20 protein-coding genes are annotated in these 17,385 nt (G+C 68.0%); 11 read left to right on the top strand and 9 right to left on the bottom strand.

The window, feature by feature from the left end; genetic code table 11:
- Positions 1-71: 71 nt before the first annotated feature.
- Positions 72-428, bottom strand: coding sequence for a DUF2946 family protein (locus E5CHR_RS02885; RefSeq protein ID WP_162578291.1), 357 nt, complete (start codon positions 426-428; stop codon positions 72-74).
- A gap of 112 nt (positions 429-540) precedes the next feature.
- On the opposite strand from E5CHR_RS02885, the gene E5CHR_RS02880 reads away from it, so the two are divergent.
- Both E5CHR_RS02880 and E5CHR_RS02875 read left to right on the top strand, forming a co-directional pair.
- On the top strand, positions 541-954 hold the full coding sequence (locus E5CHR_RS02880) for a VOC family protein (protein WP_162583535.1): 414 nt from the start codon (positions 541-543) through the stop codon (positions 952-954).
- Positions 955-960: 6 nt separating this feature from the next.
- Positions 961-2,127: a toxin-antitoxin system YwqK family antitoxin gene (locus E5CHR_RS02875; protein ID WP_162578290.1), complete on the top strand. Its 1,167-nt coding sequence runs from the start codon at positions 961-963 to the stop codon at positions 2,125-2,127.
- 19 nt (positions 2,128-2,146) lie between these two features.
- Here the strand turns inward: E5CHR_RS02875 and E5CHR_RS02870 are convergent, their stop codons facing one another.
- Genes E5CHR_RS02870 through E5CHR_RS02860 form a run of 3 tightly spaced genes read right to left on the bottom strand, consistent with a single transcriptional unit; the run spans position 2,147 to position 5,179 of the window.
- Positions 2,147-3,121, bottom strand: coding sequence for a Bug family tripartite tricarboxylate transporter substrate binding protein (locus E5CHR_RS02870; protein ID WP_162578289.1), 975 nt, complete (start codon positions 3,119-3,121; stop codon positions 2,147-2,149).
- 28 nt (positions 3,122-3,149) lie between these two features.
- Positions 3,150-3,437: a hypothetical protein gene (locus tag E5CHR_RS02865; protein ID WP_232061932.1), complete on the bottom strand. Its 288-nt coding sequence runs from the start codon at positions 3,435-3,437 to the stop codon at positions 3,150-3,152.
- Positions 3,434-5,179: an FAD-dependent monooxygenase gene (locus E5CHR_RS02860; protein ID WP_162578288.1), complete on the bottom strand. Its 1,746-nt coding sequence runs from the start codon at positions 5,177-5,179 to the stop codon at positions 3,434-3,436. The genes E5CHR_RS02865 and E5CHR_RS02860 overlap by 4 nt, the downstream gene beginning before the upstream one ends.
- 74 nt (positions 5,180-5,253) lie before the next feature.
- On the opposite strand from E5CHR_RS02860, the gene E5CHR_RS02855 reads away from it, so the two are divergent.
- From E5CHR_RS02855 to E5CHR_RS02845, 3 genes are all read left to right on the top strand, one after another.
- Positions 5,254-6,033: a LuxR C-terminal-related transcriptional regulator gene (locus E5CHR_RS02855; RefSeq protein ID WP_162578287.1), complete on the top strand. Its 780-nt coding sequence runs from the start codon at positions 5,254-5,256 to the stop codon at positions 6,031-6,033.
- A gap of 107 nt (positions 6,034-6,140) precedes the next feature.
- Positions 6,141-6,653, top strand: coding sequence for a hypothetical protein (locus E5CHR_RS02850; protein ID WP_162578286.1), 513 nt, complete (start codon positions 6,141-6,143; stop codon positions 6,651-6,653).
- Between the two features lie 78 nt (positions 6,654-6,731).
- Positions 6,732-7,511, top strand: a complete 780-nt coding sequence (locus tag E5CHR_RS02845; protein WP_162578285.1) for a hypothetical protein — start codon at positions 6,732-6,734, stop codon at positions 7,509-7,511.
- On the opposite strand, the gene E5CHR_RS32035 is transcribed toward E5CHR_RS02845, so the two are convergent.
- The 3 genes from E5CHR_RS32035 to E5CHR_RS02830 all read right to left on the bottom strand — a co-directional run bounded on the left by E5CHR_RS32035 (position 7,485) and on the right by E5CHR_RS02830 (position 9,371).
- Entirely contained in the window at positions 7,485-7,757 is a 273-nt protein-coding gene (locus E5CHR_RS32035; RefSeq protein WP_332061176.1) for a hypothetical protein, read from the bottom strand. The genes E5CHR_RS02845 and E5CHR_RS32035 overlap by 27 nt on opposite strands.
- A gap of 155 nt (positions 7,758-7,912) precedes the next feature.
- The gene (locus tag E5CHR_RS02835) at positions 7,913-8,230 is read right to left on the bottom strand and encodes a hypothetical protein (RefSeq protein ID WP_162578283.1); all 318 of its coding nucleotides are present in this window, start codon (positions 8,228-8,230) and stop codon (positions 7,913-7,915) included.
- A 124-nt stretch (positions 8,231-8,354) separates the two neighbouring features.
- Positions 8,355-9,371, bottom strand: a complete 1,017-nt coding sequence (locus tag E5CHR_RS02830; RefSeq protein ID WP_162578282.1) for a fumarylacetoacetate hydrolase family protein — start codon at positions 9,369-9,371, stop codon at positions 8,355-8,357.
- Between the two features lie 79 nt (positions 9,372-9,450).
- Between E5CHR_RS02830 and E5CHR_RS02825 the strand changes: the two genes are divergently transcribed.
- Positions 9,451-10,626: a DUF3108 domain-containing protein gene (locus E5CHR_RS02825; RefSeq protein ID WP_232061931.1), complete on the top strand. Its 1,176-nt coding sequence runs from the start codon at positions 9,451-9,453 to the stop codon at positions 10,624-10,626.
- Positions 10,627-10,747: 121 nt separating this feature from the next.
- Entirely contained in the window at positions 10,748-11,026 is a 279-nt protein-coding gene (locus E5CHR_RS02820; protein WP_174255685.1) for a BTH_I0359 family protein, read from the top strand.
- On the opposite strand, the gene E5CHR_RS02815 is transcribed toward E5CHR_RS02820, so the two are convergent.
- Positions 11,023-12,087, bottom strand: a complete 1,065-nt coding sequence (locus tag E5CHR_RS02815) for an AbrB family transcriptional regulator (protein WP_443083057.1) — start codon at positions 12,085-12,087, stop codon at positions 11,023-11,025. The genes E5CHR_RS02820 and E5CHR_RS02815 overlap by 4 nt on opposite strands.
- A gap of 77 nt (positions 12,088-12,164) precedes the next feature.
- Here E5CHR_RS02815 and E5CHR_RS02810 point away from each other — a divergent pair, with 77 nt between their 5' ends.
- Positions 12,165-13,001 carry a ChaN family lipoprotein gene (locus tag E5CHR_RS02810; RefSeq protein ID WP_162578280.1) on the top strand — a complete coding sequence of 279 codons (837 nt, stop codon included), beginning with the start codon at positions 12,165-12,167 and terminating at the stop codon, positions 12,999-13,001.
- A gap of 27 nt (positions 13,002-13,028) precedes the next feature.
- Here E5CHR_RS02810 and E5CHR_RS02805 read toward each other — a convergent pair whose 3' ends face one another.
- Positions 13,029-14,363 carry an aminotransferase class III-fold pyridoxal phosphate-dependent enzyme gene (locus tag E5CHR_RS02805; RefSeq protein WP_162578279.1) on the bottom strand — a complete coding sequence of 445 codons (1,335 nt, stop codon included), beginning with the start codon at positions 14,361-14,363 and terminating at the stop codon, positions 13,029-13,031.
- A 91-nt stretch (positions 14,364-14,454) separates the two neighbouring features.
- On the opposite strand from E5CHR_RS02805, the gene purU reads away from it, so the two are divergent.
- From purU to E5CHR_RS02790, 3 genes are read left to right on the top strand one after another with little or no spacing between them, the layout of a single operon-like run.
- Entirely contained in the window at positions 14,455-15,303 is an 849-nt protein-coding gene (gene purU / locus E5CHR_RS02800) for a formyltetrahydrofolate deformylase (RefSeq protein WP_162578278.1), read from the top strand.
- A 34-nt stretch (positions 15,304-15,337) separates the two neighbouring features.
- Positions 15,338-16,840 (top strand): FAD-linked oxidase C-terminal domain-containing protein, encoded by a 1,503-nt coding sequence (locus E5CHR_RS02795; protein WP_162578277.1) that lies wholly within the window; start codon positions 15,338-15,340, stop codon positions 16,838-16,840.
- Between the two features lie 2 nt (positions 16,841-16,842).
- Entirely contained in the window at positions 16,843-17,202 is a 360-nt protein-coding gene (locus E5CHR_RS02790) for a CidA/LrgA family protein (protein WP_162578276.1), read from the top strand.
- Positions 17,203-17,385: the final 183 nt, after the last annotated feature.

The following is a 17,385-nucleotide window of genomic DNA, read 5'->3' as shown; positions in this document are numbered from 1 at the left end:
GTGCATTGCAGGGAGATCAGCGCACACCGCGTCCGATGGACGCGCTGCGCGCTACGAGATCGACAGCAAGCTCAGAGCGCCGGCGGCCCGCGCGCGGGCAGCGGGGCGGCCGTGGCCGCGGCGATGCGCGCGGCCGGAATGGGCTGGACGGCGTGCGCCAGCGGAAGGGGATGCGGGAGGGCCGCCATCGGCGCCGGCGGCGGCGGCGCCCCGCTCAGCAGGCACATCGGGCAGTCCAGGTGCGTGGCGCCGAGATCCTGCGCACCCTCCTCGCCCTGGACCACCACCTTGATGGTGCCGACGCTGGAACACACCAGCTCCATTGCCTGCGGATGCACGATCGGCGAGGCGATGGCCGCGCCCAACGACAGCGCGAACCACAGCAGCACGAGGCGGCCAAGGCGATGAGCGTAACGCAGGCGGGACATGGGGTGGCGATTATCGGCGAGACGCGCGGCAAGCTCGCGCCTGTCGCAAGGCGAGCGCGGCTCGAATGTATCCATGGGTGTCAAGACAGCGCTGCGCCGCTATGCTCTTCGGATGCGCAGCATATTTCACCTTGCCTTCAACGTCCGGGACCTCGACGAGGCCCGCCGCTTCTACGGCGGACGCCTTGGCTGCACCGAAGGCCGCAGCACCGACACCTGGGTCGACTTCGATTTCTTCGGCCACCAGATCTCGCTGCACCTGGGCGAGCCCTTCGCCACTGCGCGCACCGGGCACGTGGGCGATGTGATGGTGCCGATGCCGCACCTGGGCCTGATCCTGGAACTGCCCGACTGGCAGGCGCTGGCCAAGCGCCTGGAAGCCGCCGGCACCGAGTTCGTGCTGAAGCCGCAGGTGCGTTTCGAGGGGCAGCCGGGCGAGCAGTGGACCATGTTCTTCTGCGACCCCTTCGGCAATCCGATCGAGGTCAAGGGCTTCCGCTCGCTGGATGCCGTCTACGCCACCTGATCCACCATGCCTGCGTTCCTGCGTCCGGCCGGACTCGCGGCCGTGCTGCTCGTCCTGTTGCCCTTGACCGCGCAGGCGGTGCAGGACTGCGAGCTGAACGGCCAGGACGTGAATCCGGCCAATGGCCACACCACCGCCGGCAAGACCGGCCTGATGCGCTGCAAGGACCGCTCCAGCGGCGAACTGGTGCGCGAACAGCAGCTCCAGAACGGCGCCTTCGTGGGCGTGGTGCGCTATTACGAGCGCGGCAAACTGGTGAAGGAACACAGCGTGAATGCGCGCGGCAACATGGATGGCCCGGCGCGCGAGTTCTCGCCGGCAACAGGCCGGGTGCTGCGGGAGGCCGTGTACGACGACGGCCACGAGACCGGCCTCACGCGCAGTTTCCACCCCAACGGGCAGTTGCGTCGCGCCACCTTCTACGCGGAGCCGGGCGAGCGCGCGTACGCCCAATTCACCGAACGAGGCCAGCTGTCCGCCCTGCGCTGCGGCGACAAGCCCCTGCTCGCCCCCGCGGTCGACGATGCGCGGCTCTGCGGCTTCGTGGGCAGCACGCCCTCGCAGGTCGAGCTCTTCGATGCCAAGGGTATCGTGCGCACCCGCCTCGCCTACCTGGCCGGCAAGCGGCTGCGCAGCGAGGAGCTCTACGACAACGGCAAGCCGGCCATGCAGGACGAGATCAGCGGCAACCAGCGCACCGAGCGGCGCTGGTCTTCCGAGGGCATCAAGCGCCGGGAGATCGTCTATTTGCTGCTGGAACGCGGCGCGATCAAGCGGCGCGAGCAGGAGTTCTCCGAAAAGGGCACCCTGGTGCGCGAGCAGCGCTGGAGCGCGGCCGGCGAGCCGCTGTCCGACGAGAGCTACTACCTCAATGGGCAGCCGCGCAGCAAGGCGGTCTACGGCGAAGGCAGCGAGGCGCGCACGGTCGAGATCACGGAGTTCCACGACAACGGCCAGCGCGCCGCGCAGGGGCGCTTCGCCGTGGTCAGCCGCTTCCGCCAGGTTCCGATCGGTCTGCACCAGCGCTTCGGCGACAACGGAACTTTGCGCGCCGAATCGAGCTACGACGACAAGGGCCGCGTCACGCGCGAGCGCAGCTGGGACAGCGACGGCAAGCTCGAACGCGACGACGAGGTCTTCGAGGACGGGTCCCGAAAGGCCTACGCCAGGTAGCCTGCCGCCCTTCGGGGCCTCAATCCAGCTTGATGCCGGCCGACTTGATGATCGGCCCCCAGCGCTTCGACTCGGCGCGCGAGAGCGCCGCGAACTGCTGCGGCGTGCCAGGCATGGCCTCCATGCCGAAGTCGTTGAAGCGCTTTTGCACGGCCGGCACGCTGAAGGCGCGGTTGAGTTCCGCGTTGAGCTTGTTCACCACCGGCGCGGGCAGGCCGGCCGGGCCGAGGATGCCCTGGAAGGCGAACACCTCGGTGTTGGGCACGCCCACTTCCGCGAGCGTCGGCACATCGGGCAGCAGCTTGGAGCGCGCGCCCGAGCCGATAGCCAGCACCCGCACCTTCTGGCCCTGCATGATCGGCAGGCCGGAGGCGAGGTCGAGGAACATGCAGGGCACCTGGCCGCCCATCACGTCCGCCATCGCCGGCGCGGCGCCGCGGTACGGAATGTGCGTGATGAAGGTGCCAGTGCGGTTCTTGAACATTTCCATCGCCAGATGGTGCGGCGAGCCGTTGCCGGGCGAGGCGTAGTTGACCTTGCCGGGATTGGCCTTGACATAGGCGAGGAAGGCCTTGAAGTCCTTGGCCGGGAAGTCCGGGTGCACCACGAGCGCCAGCGGAAACTTGCCGATGGCGCCGATGTAGCTAAAGTCCTTCTCGGGGTTGAAGGGCAGCTTGCTGAACAGGTATTCGTTGAAGGCCAGCACTGCGTTGTCTGCCGACATGATCGTGTAGCCGTCCGGCTTGGCCCTGGCGACCAGGTCGGCGCCGATGTTGGTCGAGGCGCCGGGGCGGTTGTCGATCACGATCTGCTGGCCCAGCGTCTGCCGCATGGCCTCGGCCAGCGTGCGCGCGATCACGTCGGTGCCGCCGCCAGCCGGGTACGGCACCACCCACTTGATGATCTGCTCGGGGTAGTTCTGGGCGCGGGCCCAGGGTGCGGCGCTGGCGGCCGCGGTGGCGGCCAGGGTGGTGAGCAGGGTTCTGCGGTCCATCGATGAAGTCTCCAGGGTTTCGAATGAGTCAGGGCGTGTCGGCAACGTCCGGCGCAGCGGACAGCGAGGGCAGCGGCAGATCGCGCAGCGCCTCCGCCAGTGCGGCCCGGCAACGCGCCTCGTCGCCAAGCTGCTCGAACAGCAGCAGGGCGAGTCGCGCGAGGAAAAGCGATTCTCGCTCGGCGCCGGCTTCGCTGATGGCGCGGGCGCATTCGGCGTAGAGCCGGTCGCGTGCTTCGAGGCTCAAGGTGGTCACTGGAGTACCTTCGCCTCCGGCTGCGGTGCTATTCGCCTTCGGAGCGGCCGTGCGACTCATGCGGCCTCCTTCGCGACCAGCGCCGAGGCGCGTGCCAGCGCCTGCGCCAACGCGCCCGGCGGCACGCGACGCCAGCGGGCGGCCACATGGCCGTCCGGGCGCAGCAGGTAGACCGCGCCCTCTTGCGCGCCCAGCGCTTCGAACACCGGAGCATGCGCGGCGGAAGGCGGCAGCGTGCGCAGCACGGCGTTCAACGGGCCGGCCTGCGCGGCGGCGAGCTCTGCCTCGAAGGCAGCGTCCAGGCTTTCGATGTTCAGCACGAGGACGGTGAAGTACGGGCCCAGCCAATCGGTGAGGTGCAGCCCGGGGCCCAGCGGCTGCTCGGGCAGGGTCTCGCCGGGCCGGGGCCCGGCCGGCAGCGCCTCGCTCTTGCTCGACAGCGCGGAGTCCTCGTAATGCACTGCCTGCGTCTGCCGCGGGTTGATCAGGTTCGCGATCCCGCGGTGCGCGCCCGCGAGCGACAGCGCCGCCTCGCGCAGCAGGTCGAAACCGCGCGAGGGCGGCGACATGAACTCCGTGCTGCGCATCGCGCTCTCGGCATTGATGTGGAAGGCGGCGATGCGTTCCTGCGAATAGCTGTCGAGCAGCGCATCGCCCGACACGCCGCGCGCCACCAGCGCCAGCTTCCAGGCCAGGTTGTCGGCATCGTCGAAGCCCGAGTTGAGGCCGCGCACACCGAAGATCGGCATCGCATGCGCGGCGTTGCCGGCGAAGAGCACGCGCCCATGGCGGTAGCTTTCCAGCGTCATCGCGCCGGCCCGGTAGACCGAGGTCCAGACCGTCTTCCAGGGCAGGTGGCCTTCGCCGATGGCGTCCAGGTGCCGCTGCACGAACTCGGCCACCGCGTCGGGCTTCAGCGCCTCCTCCGTGCTCTGGCCGGCGCGCAGCTGGTAGTCGATGCGCCAGATGTCGTCGGGCTGGCGGTGCATCAGCACCGTCGAGCCGGGATTCCACGGGGGGTCGAACCAGGCGCGGCGCTCGGTCGGGTGCGTGCTGTGCAGTTCGATGTCGATGATCACGTAGCGGCCTTCGTAGGCCGTGCCTTCGAGGTTGAGGCCCAGCGACTTGCGCACGAAGCTCTGGCCGCCGTCGCAGCCGGCCAGCCACGCGGCCTTCAGCGCATAGCTGCCCAGCGCATTGCGCGCCTGGAGCGAAACGCCATCGGGCTCCTGCGCGAGGCGGGTGAGCTCGGTGCCCCAGCGGATGTCGATCAGCCCCGGCTCGGCGGCGTTGCGGCGCACGATCTCGTCCAGCAGGTATTGCTCGATGTAGTACTGCTCGAGGTTGATCATCGGCGGCAGCTTCTGCCGCTCGTCGTGCGGCATCTCGAAGCGGAACACCTCCTCGGTCTTGTAGAAGCTGCGCCCGCCGGTCCAGGGCAGGCCCTTGGCGAGGAAGGATCGGACGGTGCCGAGCCGCTCGACGATCTCCAGGCTGCGGCGCGAGATGCAGGCGGCGCGGCTGCCAACACAGACCGTGTCGTCGGCCTCGAGGATCACGCTGCGCACGCCGTGGTTGGCCAGGCCCAGTGCCAGCGCCATGCCGACCGGGCCGCCGCCCGCGATCACGACGGGATGACGGCCGGCCTCGACGCCATCTTCGAGCGCGGGCAGCACGGGTGCGAAGCGGGTGTAGCGGAAGTCGCCGACCGGCGGCGGCAAGGCGCCGGCCGCGGGCGGCACCGGGCCGGTGGCGGCATCGCCGGGGCGCGCGGCCGGCGGGGACTGGACTGCGGTGTTCATGCGAAGGGATTGTCCGGATGCGGTCCGACCGCCGATGTCCTAACTTCGTACGAAGTGTTTACCCTGAGGCTTCAATGCGGCGCTGGCCACTGAACCACGCGGAAGAACGCCTGCTTGCGGCTCGCGTCGTTTGCGGCGTGCTCGCCGGAATCGGCACGCCGCACCTGGCGGCCAGCTACCTCGGCGCCATGAACGGGATGCTGCCGGTGACCTTCTGCACCGTCTTCACCGTGAGCGCTGCTGGCCGCATCGAGACCGTGTCGGCCGCGAGCAGCTACGGCAGCACCGCCGAGCGCACGGCCGAGCGCTATGTGGCCCAGCGCTTCGATCGGCTCGATCCGAACATGGTGTGGCTCGCGGCCCGCAAGCTGCCTAGACGGCCCCAGCTCTGGATGGGGCACCAGGTCGCCGAGGAGGTCGCGGACCCGGCCTACCGCGCGGCCTGCTATGGCGACGTCGGCATCCGCGAGCGCGCGTCGGTGCTGTTGCTGCTGCCGACCGGCCAACGCACTGCGGTGAGTTTCTATCGCAGTCTGGCGCAGCCTGAGTTCAGCGACGCGGACTTCGCGCTGCTGGAGCTTCATGCCACGCTGCTGGCCGATGCCACTCTCGCGCACGGCCGCAGCGCAATGGCAGCCCGCGAGGCGGCAGAGCCCACACTGGGCACCCGGCTGCTCGCGCTCAGCCTGCGCGAACGCGAGGTTGTCGGCCATCTGCTGGCCGGCAGGACTGCCAAGGAAACGGCGCGAGAAATCGGGGTCGAGCTCACGACCGTGCGCACCCACCAGTACCGGGCATTCAGGCGGTTGGGGATACGGGGCCTGAAGGACTTGCTGCGGGGCGGTCTGGGCTGACACGTCTCGGTCGCCCATTTGCGACTCTGGACACCCGTCGCTTCGCGCCGGCCGGAACTCGCCTCGATGCATCGTTACTCAGCTATCTCAACAATCTCAGGACCACTGTGGACCATCACTATCCAGAGCCACCGGATGCCGAATCCGCGAGCGTCGTCGCGACGCTGACTCGCGAACTGCGCAGCATCATCACCAAAGACGACCCACTTGAGGCGAACAGCGGCACGCCGATCGACCGCGATCCTGCGAAACTCCTCGCCATGGGCGAAGCCCTGTGCGACAGCGGTGACTTCCGCAATGCACTGCCCATTGCGTTGCACCTCCTCTCGCGTCCGAACGTCGAACCGCGGCATGCTTTTCTGGCCGCCAGTTGCCTGCAGCGACTGGGACGGCCGGAGCTCGCTGTCGGCGCGTTCGGCTTCTGCACGCTCCTCGAAAGCGACGCCCCGACGCCCGGGCCGCTGTTCCGCGCAGGCGAGTGCTGCGCGGCCATCGGGCGATCTCAACAGGCTGTCGAGATGCTCGAGACCGCCATCGAAATCGCCCGCATGGATGCGCAGCACGCTGCAATTCAGTCGCTCGCTCAAGCCAAGCTGGACGCGATTCGCGCCGTCCGCTGATCCTCACTCCCACTCCCACTCAAAAAAATCATGTCGTGCTTTACTAGCGCCGCCTCTAAAAAGACAACCACTACGCAAATGCCGACGGTGATCACCAGGCCGAAGCAGGTGACGCCATCCCATCCGGACAACGACAGCCCCACCGGCAGTTGGAACGATGGCAGGCCCGAGACCGGCGACTCTCACCCCGGCAGTGACGTCTTTGATCTAAAAGATATTGTCAGTGTGATTAATACGAATTCGGAGTCGTCTTCGGACACCGACCCGGTCTTGGGAACTAACGAAGTGCCCAGTGACACGCAAATATCAGCAGAGCCAACAGCCTTGACGGATCAAGGCGCGCTACACACATTGAAGACAGGGGAGGAGGCGCGGATGGCACGGCAGATAACGACCCTCCACCACAAGCTGCTAGCAGGTGCGGCCGCCGTATCCCTGACTGTGGCCGTGGTTGGCACAATTTTTTACCATGACAACTGGAAGAACGACCCCATCGGCGCTCCGCTCTTCAACCTTGAGGCCCACCAGCGGATACAGGATTTCGTCCACGGGTGCTTGGACAAAGCGGGCGTGACCAACTTCTCGGCGAGCCAACTCGCCTCCGAAATTCTGGAACAACTAAAAGCTACGTGGTCAGACCGCAATGTCGCGAAGATATATGCCCAACCGACCTGGCAGAACCAGGTGAATTGTCCCCCTCCCGGGGACTATAGTGGCCCTACGGACTATCAGCTTCTGGCGGGGATCTTCGCCGACGCAGTGAACAATGTCATGCAAAATGCGGGCAATGCTCTGCCGCCTTCGCAGATAGTGCTGTTTGTCTCTCTTTTGCTAGGGATGGCAAGCAATTTCCTCTGACTGGAGTCCTGACTGCTCCACCACCTTGAGAGCAAACACGCCCTCGGGACCTTGGGCGTGAATATCGGTAAGGGCGAGGCGTACAACCTGTCGGGCGTGCTTGGCTGTCTCGCGATCGAGGCCCACCAGCGAACGGATGAATGCCGTCAGGCTCTTGTGCATCTCGCGCGCGCGAGCGATCTCACCGTCCGCGCCACCGGCTTCGGGCAGCATTCTTTCAAGTTCGCCCAGATCAGCCGGTGTCAACGGCTGGTTGCGGCGCAGATTGTGCAGCGCTAGCCGGTCCTCATGTGCGCAGGAAGGCGCGCGCCTTCTGACGGAAACGCTCGAAGTCGCCCGCGCTGGCCTCGGTTGCCAATTGCACCCTCCGCCAGTTCGCCGAGTTCGTCGGCGAAGTCGGTTTAGACCACTGTGCGCCGTTTCTCCTCGTCATCGTCACGCACGGCGCTTGGCAGGCCTGACAGCTGCTCGGCCACCTCGCCCAGCTGGTCGATGGTGGGGCACCGCCAAGCCTCGGGTTGCGCCCACGCTTCCACCCAGCGCCGCCGAGCTCGTACCACGAAGTTGTCGAGGCTCATGCCCGCAACGAGCGCGCAAAGCATTGCCGCCGTGTCTTGCCGAATGCGTTCGTCGGTCAACGCGACATTGCCGTCCCCCATGTCTCCCGCGTGCCGGCCATCGACGGCCAGCCGCTTGTCGAGCTCACCCAGCAGTTCCACACGCGCCTTGAAGAGCCGCTGCCCCAGCGATTCGGTCCAGAAGGCATTCCAGACCTGGTCGACCTTGTTCTTGAGTTCGCCTGCGAGCGTCTATCTATGAGACTGTCGTGCTGATGAAAGGACGTTAGTTGGCCGTGCCCGGCGCCGCCACTTCCTGGTCGATCGCCCCGAACACCGACTGCCCGTCCCGTCCCTTCATCTCGATGCGGATCGTGTCCCCGTACTTCATGAACTCGGTGGCGGGCTGTCCGTCCTGAATGGTCTCGATGCAGCGCTTCTCGGCGATGCAGCTGTAGCCCTTGGGCCACTCCATCCGGCCGTTCTTCTCGACGCCCTTGTTGCTGACTGTGCCGCTGCCCACGATGCTGCCGGCGCGCACGTTGCGCGTCTTGGCGATGTGCGCGATCAGCTGGCCGAAATTAAAGGTCATCTCCTCGCCGGCGTCGCACATGCCGACCTTGCGGCCGTTCCAGCTGCTCTGCAGCGTGAGGTGCACGCGGCCGCCTTGCCAGGCCTCGCCCAGTTCGTCGGGCGTGACGGCCACCGGGCTGAACGCGGTGGCGGGCTTGCTCTGGAAAAAGCCGAAGCCCTTGGCCAGCTCGGCCGGGATGAGGTTGCGCAGGCTCACGTCGTTGGCCAGCATCAGCAGGCGGATGCCGTCGAGCGCCTGTTCGGGCGTGGCGCCCATCTTCACGTCGCCGGTGACGACGGCGACCTCGGCCTCGAAGTCGATGCCGAAGGCCTCGCTGGGCACCACGATGCGATCGCACGGGCCGATGAAGTCGTCGCTGCCGCCCTGGTACATCAGCGGGTCGTTGTAGAAGCTCTGCGGCACTTCGGCGTTGCGCGCCTTGCGCACCAGCTCGACGTGGTTGAGGTAGGCCGAGCCGTCCGCCCACTGGTAGGCGCGCGGCAGCGGCGCCATGCATTGCGCGGGATCGAAGGGAAAGGCGTGGCGGGCCCGGCCACCATTGAGGGCATCCGACAGATCCTGCAGCTGCGGGCTGATGAAGCCCCAGTCGTCCAGCGCCTGTTGCAGGCGGTTGGCGATGCCGGTTGCGTAGTGGGCGCTGGCCAGGTCGCGCGAAACGACGACGAGCTGGCCGTCGCGTGAGCCGTCTTTGAGAGTGGCAAGTTTCATGGATGAAGCGGGAGCGGATGCCGGGCGGCATCGCTGCTACTAAACTGGTTGCACGGGCGGCAGTGTACCGAGCTGAACCTTGGCAGCGCCCCCCGATCCACACCCGATGCACCTGCGCCCCGCCGCTCCCGTCCTGCCCGGCGCTCCGCGCCCGCCATGGCGCGCGCTGGCGCTGCTGGCCGCCGCCGTGCTGCTTGCGCACCTCGCCTTGCTGGGGCTGGCGCCGCTAGGGGGAGGAACACATCCCTCCCCGCTGGCGGGCAAGTTCGTCACGCGAACGATCGTGGTCGCCCCACCGCCCCGGTCGCAGCCGGTGCCGGGGCCGGGGCCGGTGGCGGCGCCGCCGCCGCCAACCGCCGCCAAGCCGCCAGCGCCCAAGCCTGCCCGGCCGCGGCCCGCGCCCCGCCCCGAGGCGCCCGCGAGGCCCAGTCCGCCACCTTCCGAAAGCCCGGCGCCCGAACAGGCGGCCCAGGCCACGGCCCCGGCGGAGCCGGCCGCCACGGAGGCGGCTTCCGAACCGGCCGCAGGCACCGCTGCCGGCGCGGCATCCAACGGTGCCGGTGCCGGCGCGGGCGCAGCCGCAGGCCAAGCCGAAGCCCTGCCGCCGACGGCGGTCCCGGGTTCGGTCCAGCTCGCCTTCGCGGTCACGGGCCAATTGGGCAGCGCGCCGATGCAGGGCGTGTTCGGCACGCTGGTCTGGCAGCAGGACGGCCAGCAGTACGATGCCCAGCTGTCGCTTCGCTTCCTCTTCAAGACCATCCGTCGCCAGCACAGCAACGGCGTGATCGGTGCCGGCGGCATCGAGCCCGCTCGCTTCTCCGACACGCGCCGCAGCGAGGTAGCCGCGCATTTCATGCGCGAGCAGGGCCAGGTGGTGTTCAGCAACAATGCGCCGGGGGTGCCGCTCCTGCCCGGGGCGCAGGACCGGCTCAGCGTCATGCTGCAACTCGGCGCCCTGATGGCGGGGGACCCGGCACGCTATCCGCCCGGCGCGGCCTTTGCGATCCAGACCGTCGGGCCGAGCGATGCCGACCTCTGGATCTTCAAGGTCGACGAGGACGATCATCTGGTGCTCCCGGCCGGGCAATACAACGCCCGCAAGCTCACGCGCAACCCACGGAAGCCCTACGACGACAAGGTGGAGCTCTGGCTCGCGCCGGAACTCGGCTATCTGCCGGTTCGCATCAGGCAGACCCAGGCCAACGGAGATTTCGCTGATTTCCAGTTGCGCGACGCCCAGGGAGCCCGCCGGTGAAGCCGAATGAAGCACAAAAAATGGCGGCCCGTGCCTACAAAACAACAGCCCTTATTGAAACTGGCGCGTTGATTGCTATCTAACAATCATGAACGCTATCGACATCCTCACTGGACCCGCCATGCAAATGCTTTACGACTCCGACTCCTTCGTCGTCGTGCACGTGCAGCCGACCGAAGGCGACACCCCGGCGGCGCCGAACATTCCCGTGCTCGCCCGCCACGGCTTCGAGATCGTGGACAAGCGCTCGGGCAAGGAGGTCTACCTCGACGGCTCGTGGGCCGAACTGTTCCAGCAACAGATTGCCGCCTGGCAGCTCAACACGCCGACGCAGGAAGAGGTCGAAGACACGCTCGAAGGATATGCCGAGCTCGCGCATACGCCCGTGCTGGTTCACTAGGCGCGGGGCTTTTCTTTCGCTCCGTACAAGCGGCCATACATCGGCCCGACGATCAGCAGCACCGCCACCAATCGGCACACCTGGAACGCCGTCACGACCGGCACCCCCAGTTGAAGCACCTTGGCGGTGATCGCCATCTCCGCGATGCCGCCCGGCGAGGTGCCGAGAATCAAGGTGGCCGGATGCAACCCGGTTCCCCAGGCCAGGATCCACGCGCAGCCCACGCACAGGACGATCATCCCCAAAGTTCCAAGCGCCACCGTTGCCAGCCAGCGCGGCGCCGTGTGCAGGAACTCCCGGCTGAAGCGCACGCCCAGGCTGACCGCGATCACGAGCTGCGCCGTGTTCGAGCACCAGGAGGGCACGGCCGAGAGAGGCTCCCCCGCCACCGCGAACCCCATGGATACCAGCAACGGGCCGATGAACCAGGGATTGGTTCGTCCGGCGAGTTGCATCGCCAGCCCGCCTACCCCCGTTGCCAGCACCAGCAGCAACAGTCCGCCCCACCGCACCTCGCGCGGCCCGGCCGCGTGGAGCTCGAGGCCATGCAGTCCGCTCCACTGCATCGCGAAGGGCACCGCCACCGTGACCAGCACCAGCCTGAGGCTGTGAGCCGCCGCTACCAGATCGGTGCGCGCGCCCGCCCGCTCGGCCAGCAAGGTCATCTCGGATGCGCCGCCAATCGCCCCTGAAAAGTAAGTCGTTGCTCTCATGGAGCGCGCTGGCACATGCGGCATGCGCTTCGCATGAATGGCCTGCAGCCAGCGGCCGAAGAGCCACCCCAGGCCGAGCGCCCAGGCGATCGCCAGGACGATGGCCCACCAGAGCCCGGCCACCAGCCCCACCATCTGAGGCGTGAAGTAAAGCCCCAGCACCATCCCGATCGCCCATTGCCCCGCATTGCGCAGCGACGTGTGGCTGGCAGTGGGCGCTCCGGCGATCGACGCCAGCGAGACCGCCAGCAGAGGTCCGATCATCCAGGGCAGCGGGGCGTGCAACGCGAGGCAGGCACCCGCGGCTGCGAGCGCAAGCAGCAGGGTCGCGAGGATGCGCAGCGTCAATCGAGGCGAGGGCACGGACAGGAGAAAGGGACGGAGGATGGCGACGCAGCGCGGCCGCCCTCGCGTAGTATGGCCCGATGCCGCGTCGCCTTCCGTTCCCGCCTGCCTGGCTGCCGTCCCTGCTGGCTGTCGCGCTGCTCGCCGGCTGCTCGGCCGTGGGACAGGCCGATGCGCCGGTCGCCGGCCGCGCGCTGGCCCTGCTGCCGGCCGATGCGTTGCTGCTGGGCGAGCAGCACGACGCGCCCGAACACCATGCGATCGAGCGCGAGACGGTGGAGGCGCTGTCGGCGCGCGGGCGCCTGGCCGCACTGGCGATCGAGATGGCCGAGGAAGGCAGCAGCACGGCCCACCTCGACCGGGCCGCGACCGAAGCCCAGGTGCAGAGCGCCCTCGGCTGGGACGAGAAGGCCTGGCCCTGGAGTGCCTACGGCCCCGCCGTGATGGCAGCGGTACGCGCCGGCGTGCCGGTGCTCGGCGCCAACCTGCCGCGCGCGCGCATGAAGGACGCCATGGCCGACGTGTCCCTCGACGTGCAGCTCGGGGCCGAGGCCCACAAGGCCCAGCGAGAGGCCGTCCGCAGCGGCCACTGCAACCTGCTGCCCGAGTCGCAGATCGGGCCCATGACGCGCGTGCAGATCGCACGCGACCGCGCGATGGCGCAGACGATCGTCAAGGCACGCGTGCGGGGCAAGACCGTGCTGCTGCTGAGCGGCGCCGGCCACACCGCCAAGGCGCTCGGCGTGCCGCAGCACCTGCCGAGCGATCTGTCGGTCAAGACGGTGCAGTTGCAGGCGGGCGCGACGCCTGAGCTGCTGCGCGAGCCGGGCGCCTTCGATGCCGTGTGGCAAACGCCCGCGTTGCCCGAGAAGGACTATTGCGCGGCGCTCCGTGCGCAAAGCGCCCCCCGAAGCTGAGGCGCGCGCAGGCGCCTCGAATCGACTTCAGGCGTTCTTCCGGATCGAGTCCGCCAGCGTGTTGACCAGCGTGTCGATATGCGACTTCTCCACCACGAAGGGCGGCGCGATCACGACCACGTCGCCGGCCGGGCGCACCAGCGAACCCTTGTGGAAGCAGTCCAGAAAGATGTCGTAGGCACGCTTGCCCGGCGCGCCGGCGATGGGCGCGAATTCAACCGCCGCGGCCAGCCCGAGGCTGCGGATGCTGATCACGTTGGGCAGGCCCTTGAAGGTGGCATGGAAGGCATCGCCCAGCACCTTGCCCATCTCGCCGGCACGCGCGAAGAGCTTTTCCTGCTGCAGCAGCTCGAGCGTCGCGATCGCCGCAGCGCAGGCCACCGGATGGCCCGAGTAGGTGTAGCCGTGGAAGAACTCCACCACGTGCTCGGGCGCGGAGGTGTTCATCATCGCGTCGTAGAGCTTGTCGCGGCAGATCACGCCGCCCAGCGGGATCACGCCGTTGGTCACGCACTTGGCGAAGTTCAGCATGTCGGGCACCACGCCGTAGAAGTCCGACGCGAAGTTCGTGCCCATGCGGCCGAAGCCGGTGATGACCTCGTCGAAGATCAGCAGGATGCCGTGCCTGTCGCAGATCTCGCGCAGCTTCTGCAGGTAGCCTTTGGGCGGCAGGTACCAGCCGGCAGACCCGGCCACGGGCTCCACGATGATCGCAGCCACGTTGCTCGGATCGTGCAGCGGCAGGATGCGCTGCTCCAGGTCGGCCAGCGCATCTTCGGCCCAGACCGGCTCCTCGTTGTGGATGTAGGCGTGGTTCACCGGATCGTGGATGAAGCGCATGTGGTCCACCCGCGGCAGGAAGGCCGAGCCGAACACCTTGCGGTTGCCCGGGATGCCGCCCACCGACATGCCGCCGAAGCCCACCCCGTGGTAGCCCTTCTCGCGGCCGATGAAGACGTTGCGATGCCCTTCGCCGCGCGCCCGGTGGTAGGCCAGCGCCACCTTCAGCGAGGTGTCCGCCGCCTCGCTGCCCGAATTGCAGAACAGGACCTTGTTGAGGTCGCCCGGCGCCATTGCCGAGATCATCTCGGCCGCCTTGAAGGCCTTGTCGTTGCTGACCTGGAAGGCCGTCGCGTAGTCGAGCGTGTCCAGCTGCTTCTTGATGGCCTCGTTGATGGGCTTGCGGTTATGGCCCGCGCCCACGCACCAGAGCGAGGAGATCCCGTCGATTACCTTGCGGCCATCGTGCGTGGTGAATTCCATGCCGTCGGCCGCCACGAAGACGCGCGGGTCCTTCCTGAAGTGGCGGTTGGGCGTGAAGGGCAACCACTGGTTGTCCATGCTGAAGTCGTTGTAGGCCATCTTCTTCGCTCCTGCTGGTTGGACGGGTTGGGCAAAGCGCATTCTGGCACCGGCCGCCATCTTCGGCAGCCCTGCGACAATCCTGCCCCTTATGACCCCCGCGTACATCCTCACCCTTTCCTGTCCCGACCGTACCGGCATCGTCCATGCCGTATCGGGCTTCCTGCTCGAGCACGGCGGCAACATCGAAGAAGCGGCGCAGTACAACGACCACGGCACGGGCCTGTTCTTCATGCGCGTGCGCTTTGCCTGCGCCGGCCACGGCGAAGCGGCGCTGCGCGAGCAGATCGGAGGCTTGGCCGCGAGCTTCGGCATGCGCTGGAAGCTCCACGTGGCGACCGAGCCGATGAAGACGGTGATCCTGGTCAGCAAGGAAGGCCACTGCCTCAACGACCTGTTGTTCCGCTGGAAGAGCGGGCTGCTCTCGATCGACGTGCGCGCCATCATCTCGAACCACCGCGACTTCTACCAGTTGGCCGCCAGCTACAACGTGCCTTTCCACCACATCCCGGTGACGGCCGCGGGCAAGGCGCAGGCCGAGGCGAAGCAGCTGGAAATCATCGAGACCGAGGGCGCCGAGCTGGTGGTGCTGGCGCGCTACATGCAGATCCTCAGCAATGACCTGTGCACCCAGCTTGCCGGCCGCGCGATCAACATCCACCATTCGTTCCTGCCCAGCTTCAAGGGCGCCAAGCCCTACTACCAGGCGCACGACCGCGGCGTGAAGCTGATCGGCGCCACCGCCCACTACGTGACGGCCGACCTCGACGAGGGCCCGATCATCGAGCAGGACGTGGAGCGCTCCGACCACACCGACACGGTCGAAGACCTCACGGCGCGCGGCCGCGACACCGAGAGCCAGGTGCTGGCCCGCGCCGTGAAGTGGCACAGCGAACACCGGGTGCTGCTCAACGGGCACCGCACGGTCGTCTTCAAGTAGCGCGCGCCGCGGCCCTTGCCGTAGAGTCGAGCCGATGAACGCGCCCACGACGTCCCCCCAGCGCGCGCTGCTGCAGGCTTCCGAGCGCCAGGCCGAGGTGGTCCGCGCGCTGCAGGCCTGCCTGCCCGCCCATGCGCTGATCTGGCAGCCCGAGGACACCACGCCCTACGAATGCGACGGCCTCACCGCCTATCGCCAGCGCCCGCTGGCCGTGGCCCTGCCCGAGACCGAGGCGCAGGTGCAGGCGGTACTGAAGGCCTGCCATGCGCTGGGCGTGCCGGTGGTGGCGCGGGGCGCGGGCACGGGGCTGTCGGGTGGCGCCATGCCGCATGCGATGGGCGTCACGCTCTCGCTCGCCAAGTTCAACAACATCCTGAACGTCGATCCGGTCAGCCGCACCGCGGTGGTGCAGTGCGGCGTGCGCAACCTCGCGATCAGCGAAGCGGCCGCGCCCTTCAATCTTTACTACGCGCCCGATCCCTCGAGCCAGATCGCCTGCACCATCGGCGGCAACGTGGCCGAGAACTCGGGCGGCGTGCACTGCCTCAAGTACGGCCTGACCCTGCACAACGTGCTGCGCGTGCGCGGCTTTACCGCCGAGGGCGAGGCCGTCGAGTTCGGCAGCGAGGCGCTGGACTGCGCGGGGCTCGACCTGCTGGCGCTGGTGGTGGGCAGCGAAGGCATGCTGGCCGTCACCACCGAAGTCACGGTCAAGCTGGTGCCCAAGCCGCAACTGGCGCGCTGCATCATGGCCAGTTTCGACGACGTGCGCAAAGCCGGCGACGCGGTGGCCGCGGTGATTGCGGCCGGCATCATCCCGGCCGGCCTCGAAATGATGGACAAGCCGATGACGGCCGCGGTCGAGGACTTCGTGCGCGCCGGCTACGACCTCGAAGCCCAGGCCATCCTTCTGTGCGAATCCGACGGCACGCCCGAAGAGGTGGCCGAAGAGATCGGCCGCATGAGCGAGGTGCTGCGGGCCTCGGGCGCGACCGCGCTCTCGGTGAGCAGCAGCGAGGAGGAACGCCTGAAGTTCTGGAGCGGGCGCAAGAACGCCTTTCCGGCCTCGGGCCGCATCAGCCCCGACTACATGTGCCTGGACTCCACCATCCCGCGCAAACGCCTGGCCGACATCCTCCTTGCGATCCAGCAGATGGAGAAGAAGTACGGGCTGCGCTGCTGCAACGTGTTCCACGCCGGCGACGGCAACCTGCATCCGCTGGTGCTGTTCGATGCCAACGATCCCGACGAGCTGCACCGCTGCGAGCTCTTCGGCGCCGATATCCTCGAGACCAGCGTTGCCATGGGCGGCACGGTCTCGGGCGAGCACGGGGTGGGCGTGGAAAAGCTCAACAGCATGTGCGTGCAGTTCACGCCCGAGGAGAACGAGCAGATGTTCGGCGTCAAGCGTGCCTTCGACCCCGCGGGCCTGCTCAATCCGGGCAAGACCATCCCGACGCTGCAGCGCTGCGCCGAATACGGCAGGCAGGTGGTGCGCGGCGGCCGGCTGCCGCACCCTGGCCTGCCGCGCTTCTGACCATGAAGGGACTGCGCGGCCTCGCCTGGCTTCTGGTCCTGCAGTCGATCGGCGAGCTGCTGTCACGCGGACTTTCTCTTCCGCTGCCCGGGCCGGTGCTCGGCCTGGTGCTGCTGCTCGGCGCGCTCAGGTTCGAGCTCGTGCGCGAGCCGGTGGCCGAATGCGCGAACTTCCTGCTCTCGCACCTCTCGCTGCTCTTCATCCCGGTCGGCGTGGGCGTGATGACGCACCTGGCGCTGCTCGCCCAGTATGGCGGCCGCATGCTGTTGGTGATCGTGCTGTCGACCTGGATCGGCCTGGCCGTGACGGCCATGGTGCTCTACGGGCCCGACCGCAAGCGCAGCCGCGAGGGGGAGCGCTAGGGCCTGTGAACGCTATGCAAGGGGTCGCGAAGCTCACCACAGCCCGCCCATCAAGGCGCGCAACGCCGTGCGTGCATGCGCACGCACAAGGAGCGCAACGCCGAGGGGCGGGCCGTGGTGAGCTTCCCTTCGGGTTGCCCCGCAAAGGGGCCGTCTGCGGCGTTGCCCGCGCTTGCAAGGCGA

This window comes from Variovorax sp. PBS-H4, assembly GCF_901827205.1.
GTDB lineage: Bacteria > Pseudomonadota > Gammaproteobacteria > Burkholderiales > Burkholderiaceae_C > Variovorax.
The sequence above is the reverse complement of the archived record's forward strand: the minus strand, read 5'-3'. Positions and strand labels throughout refer to the sequence as shown.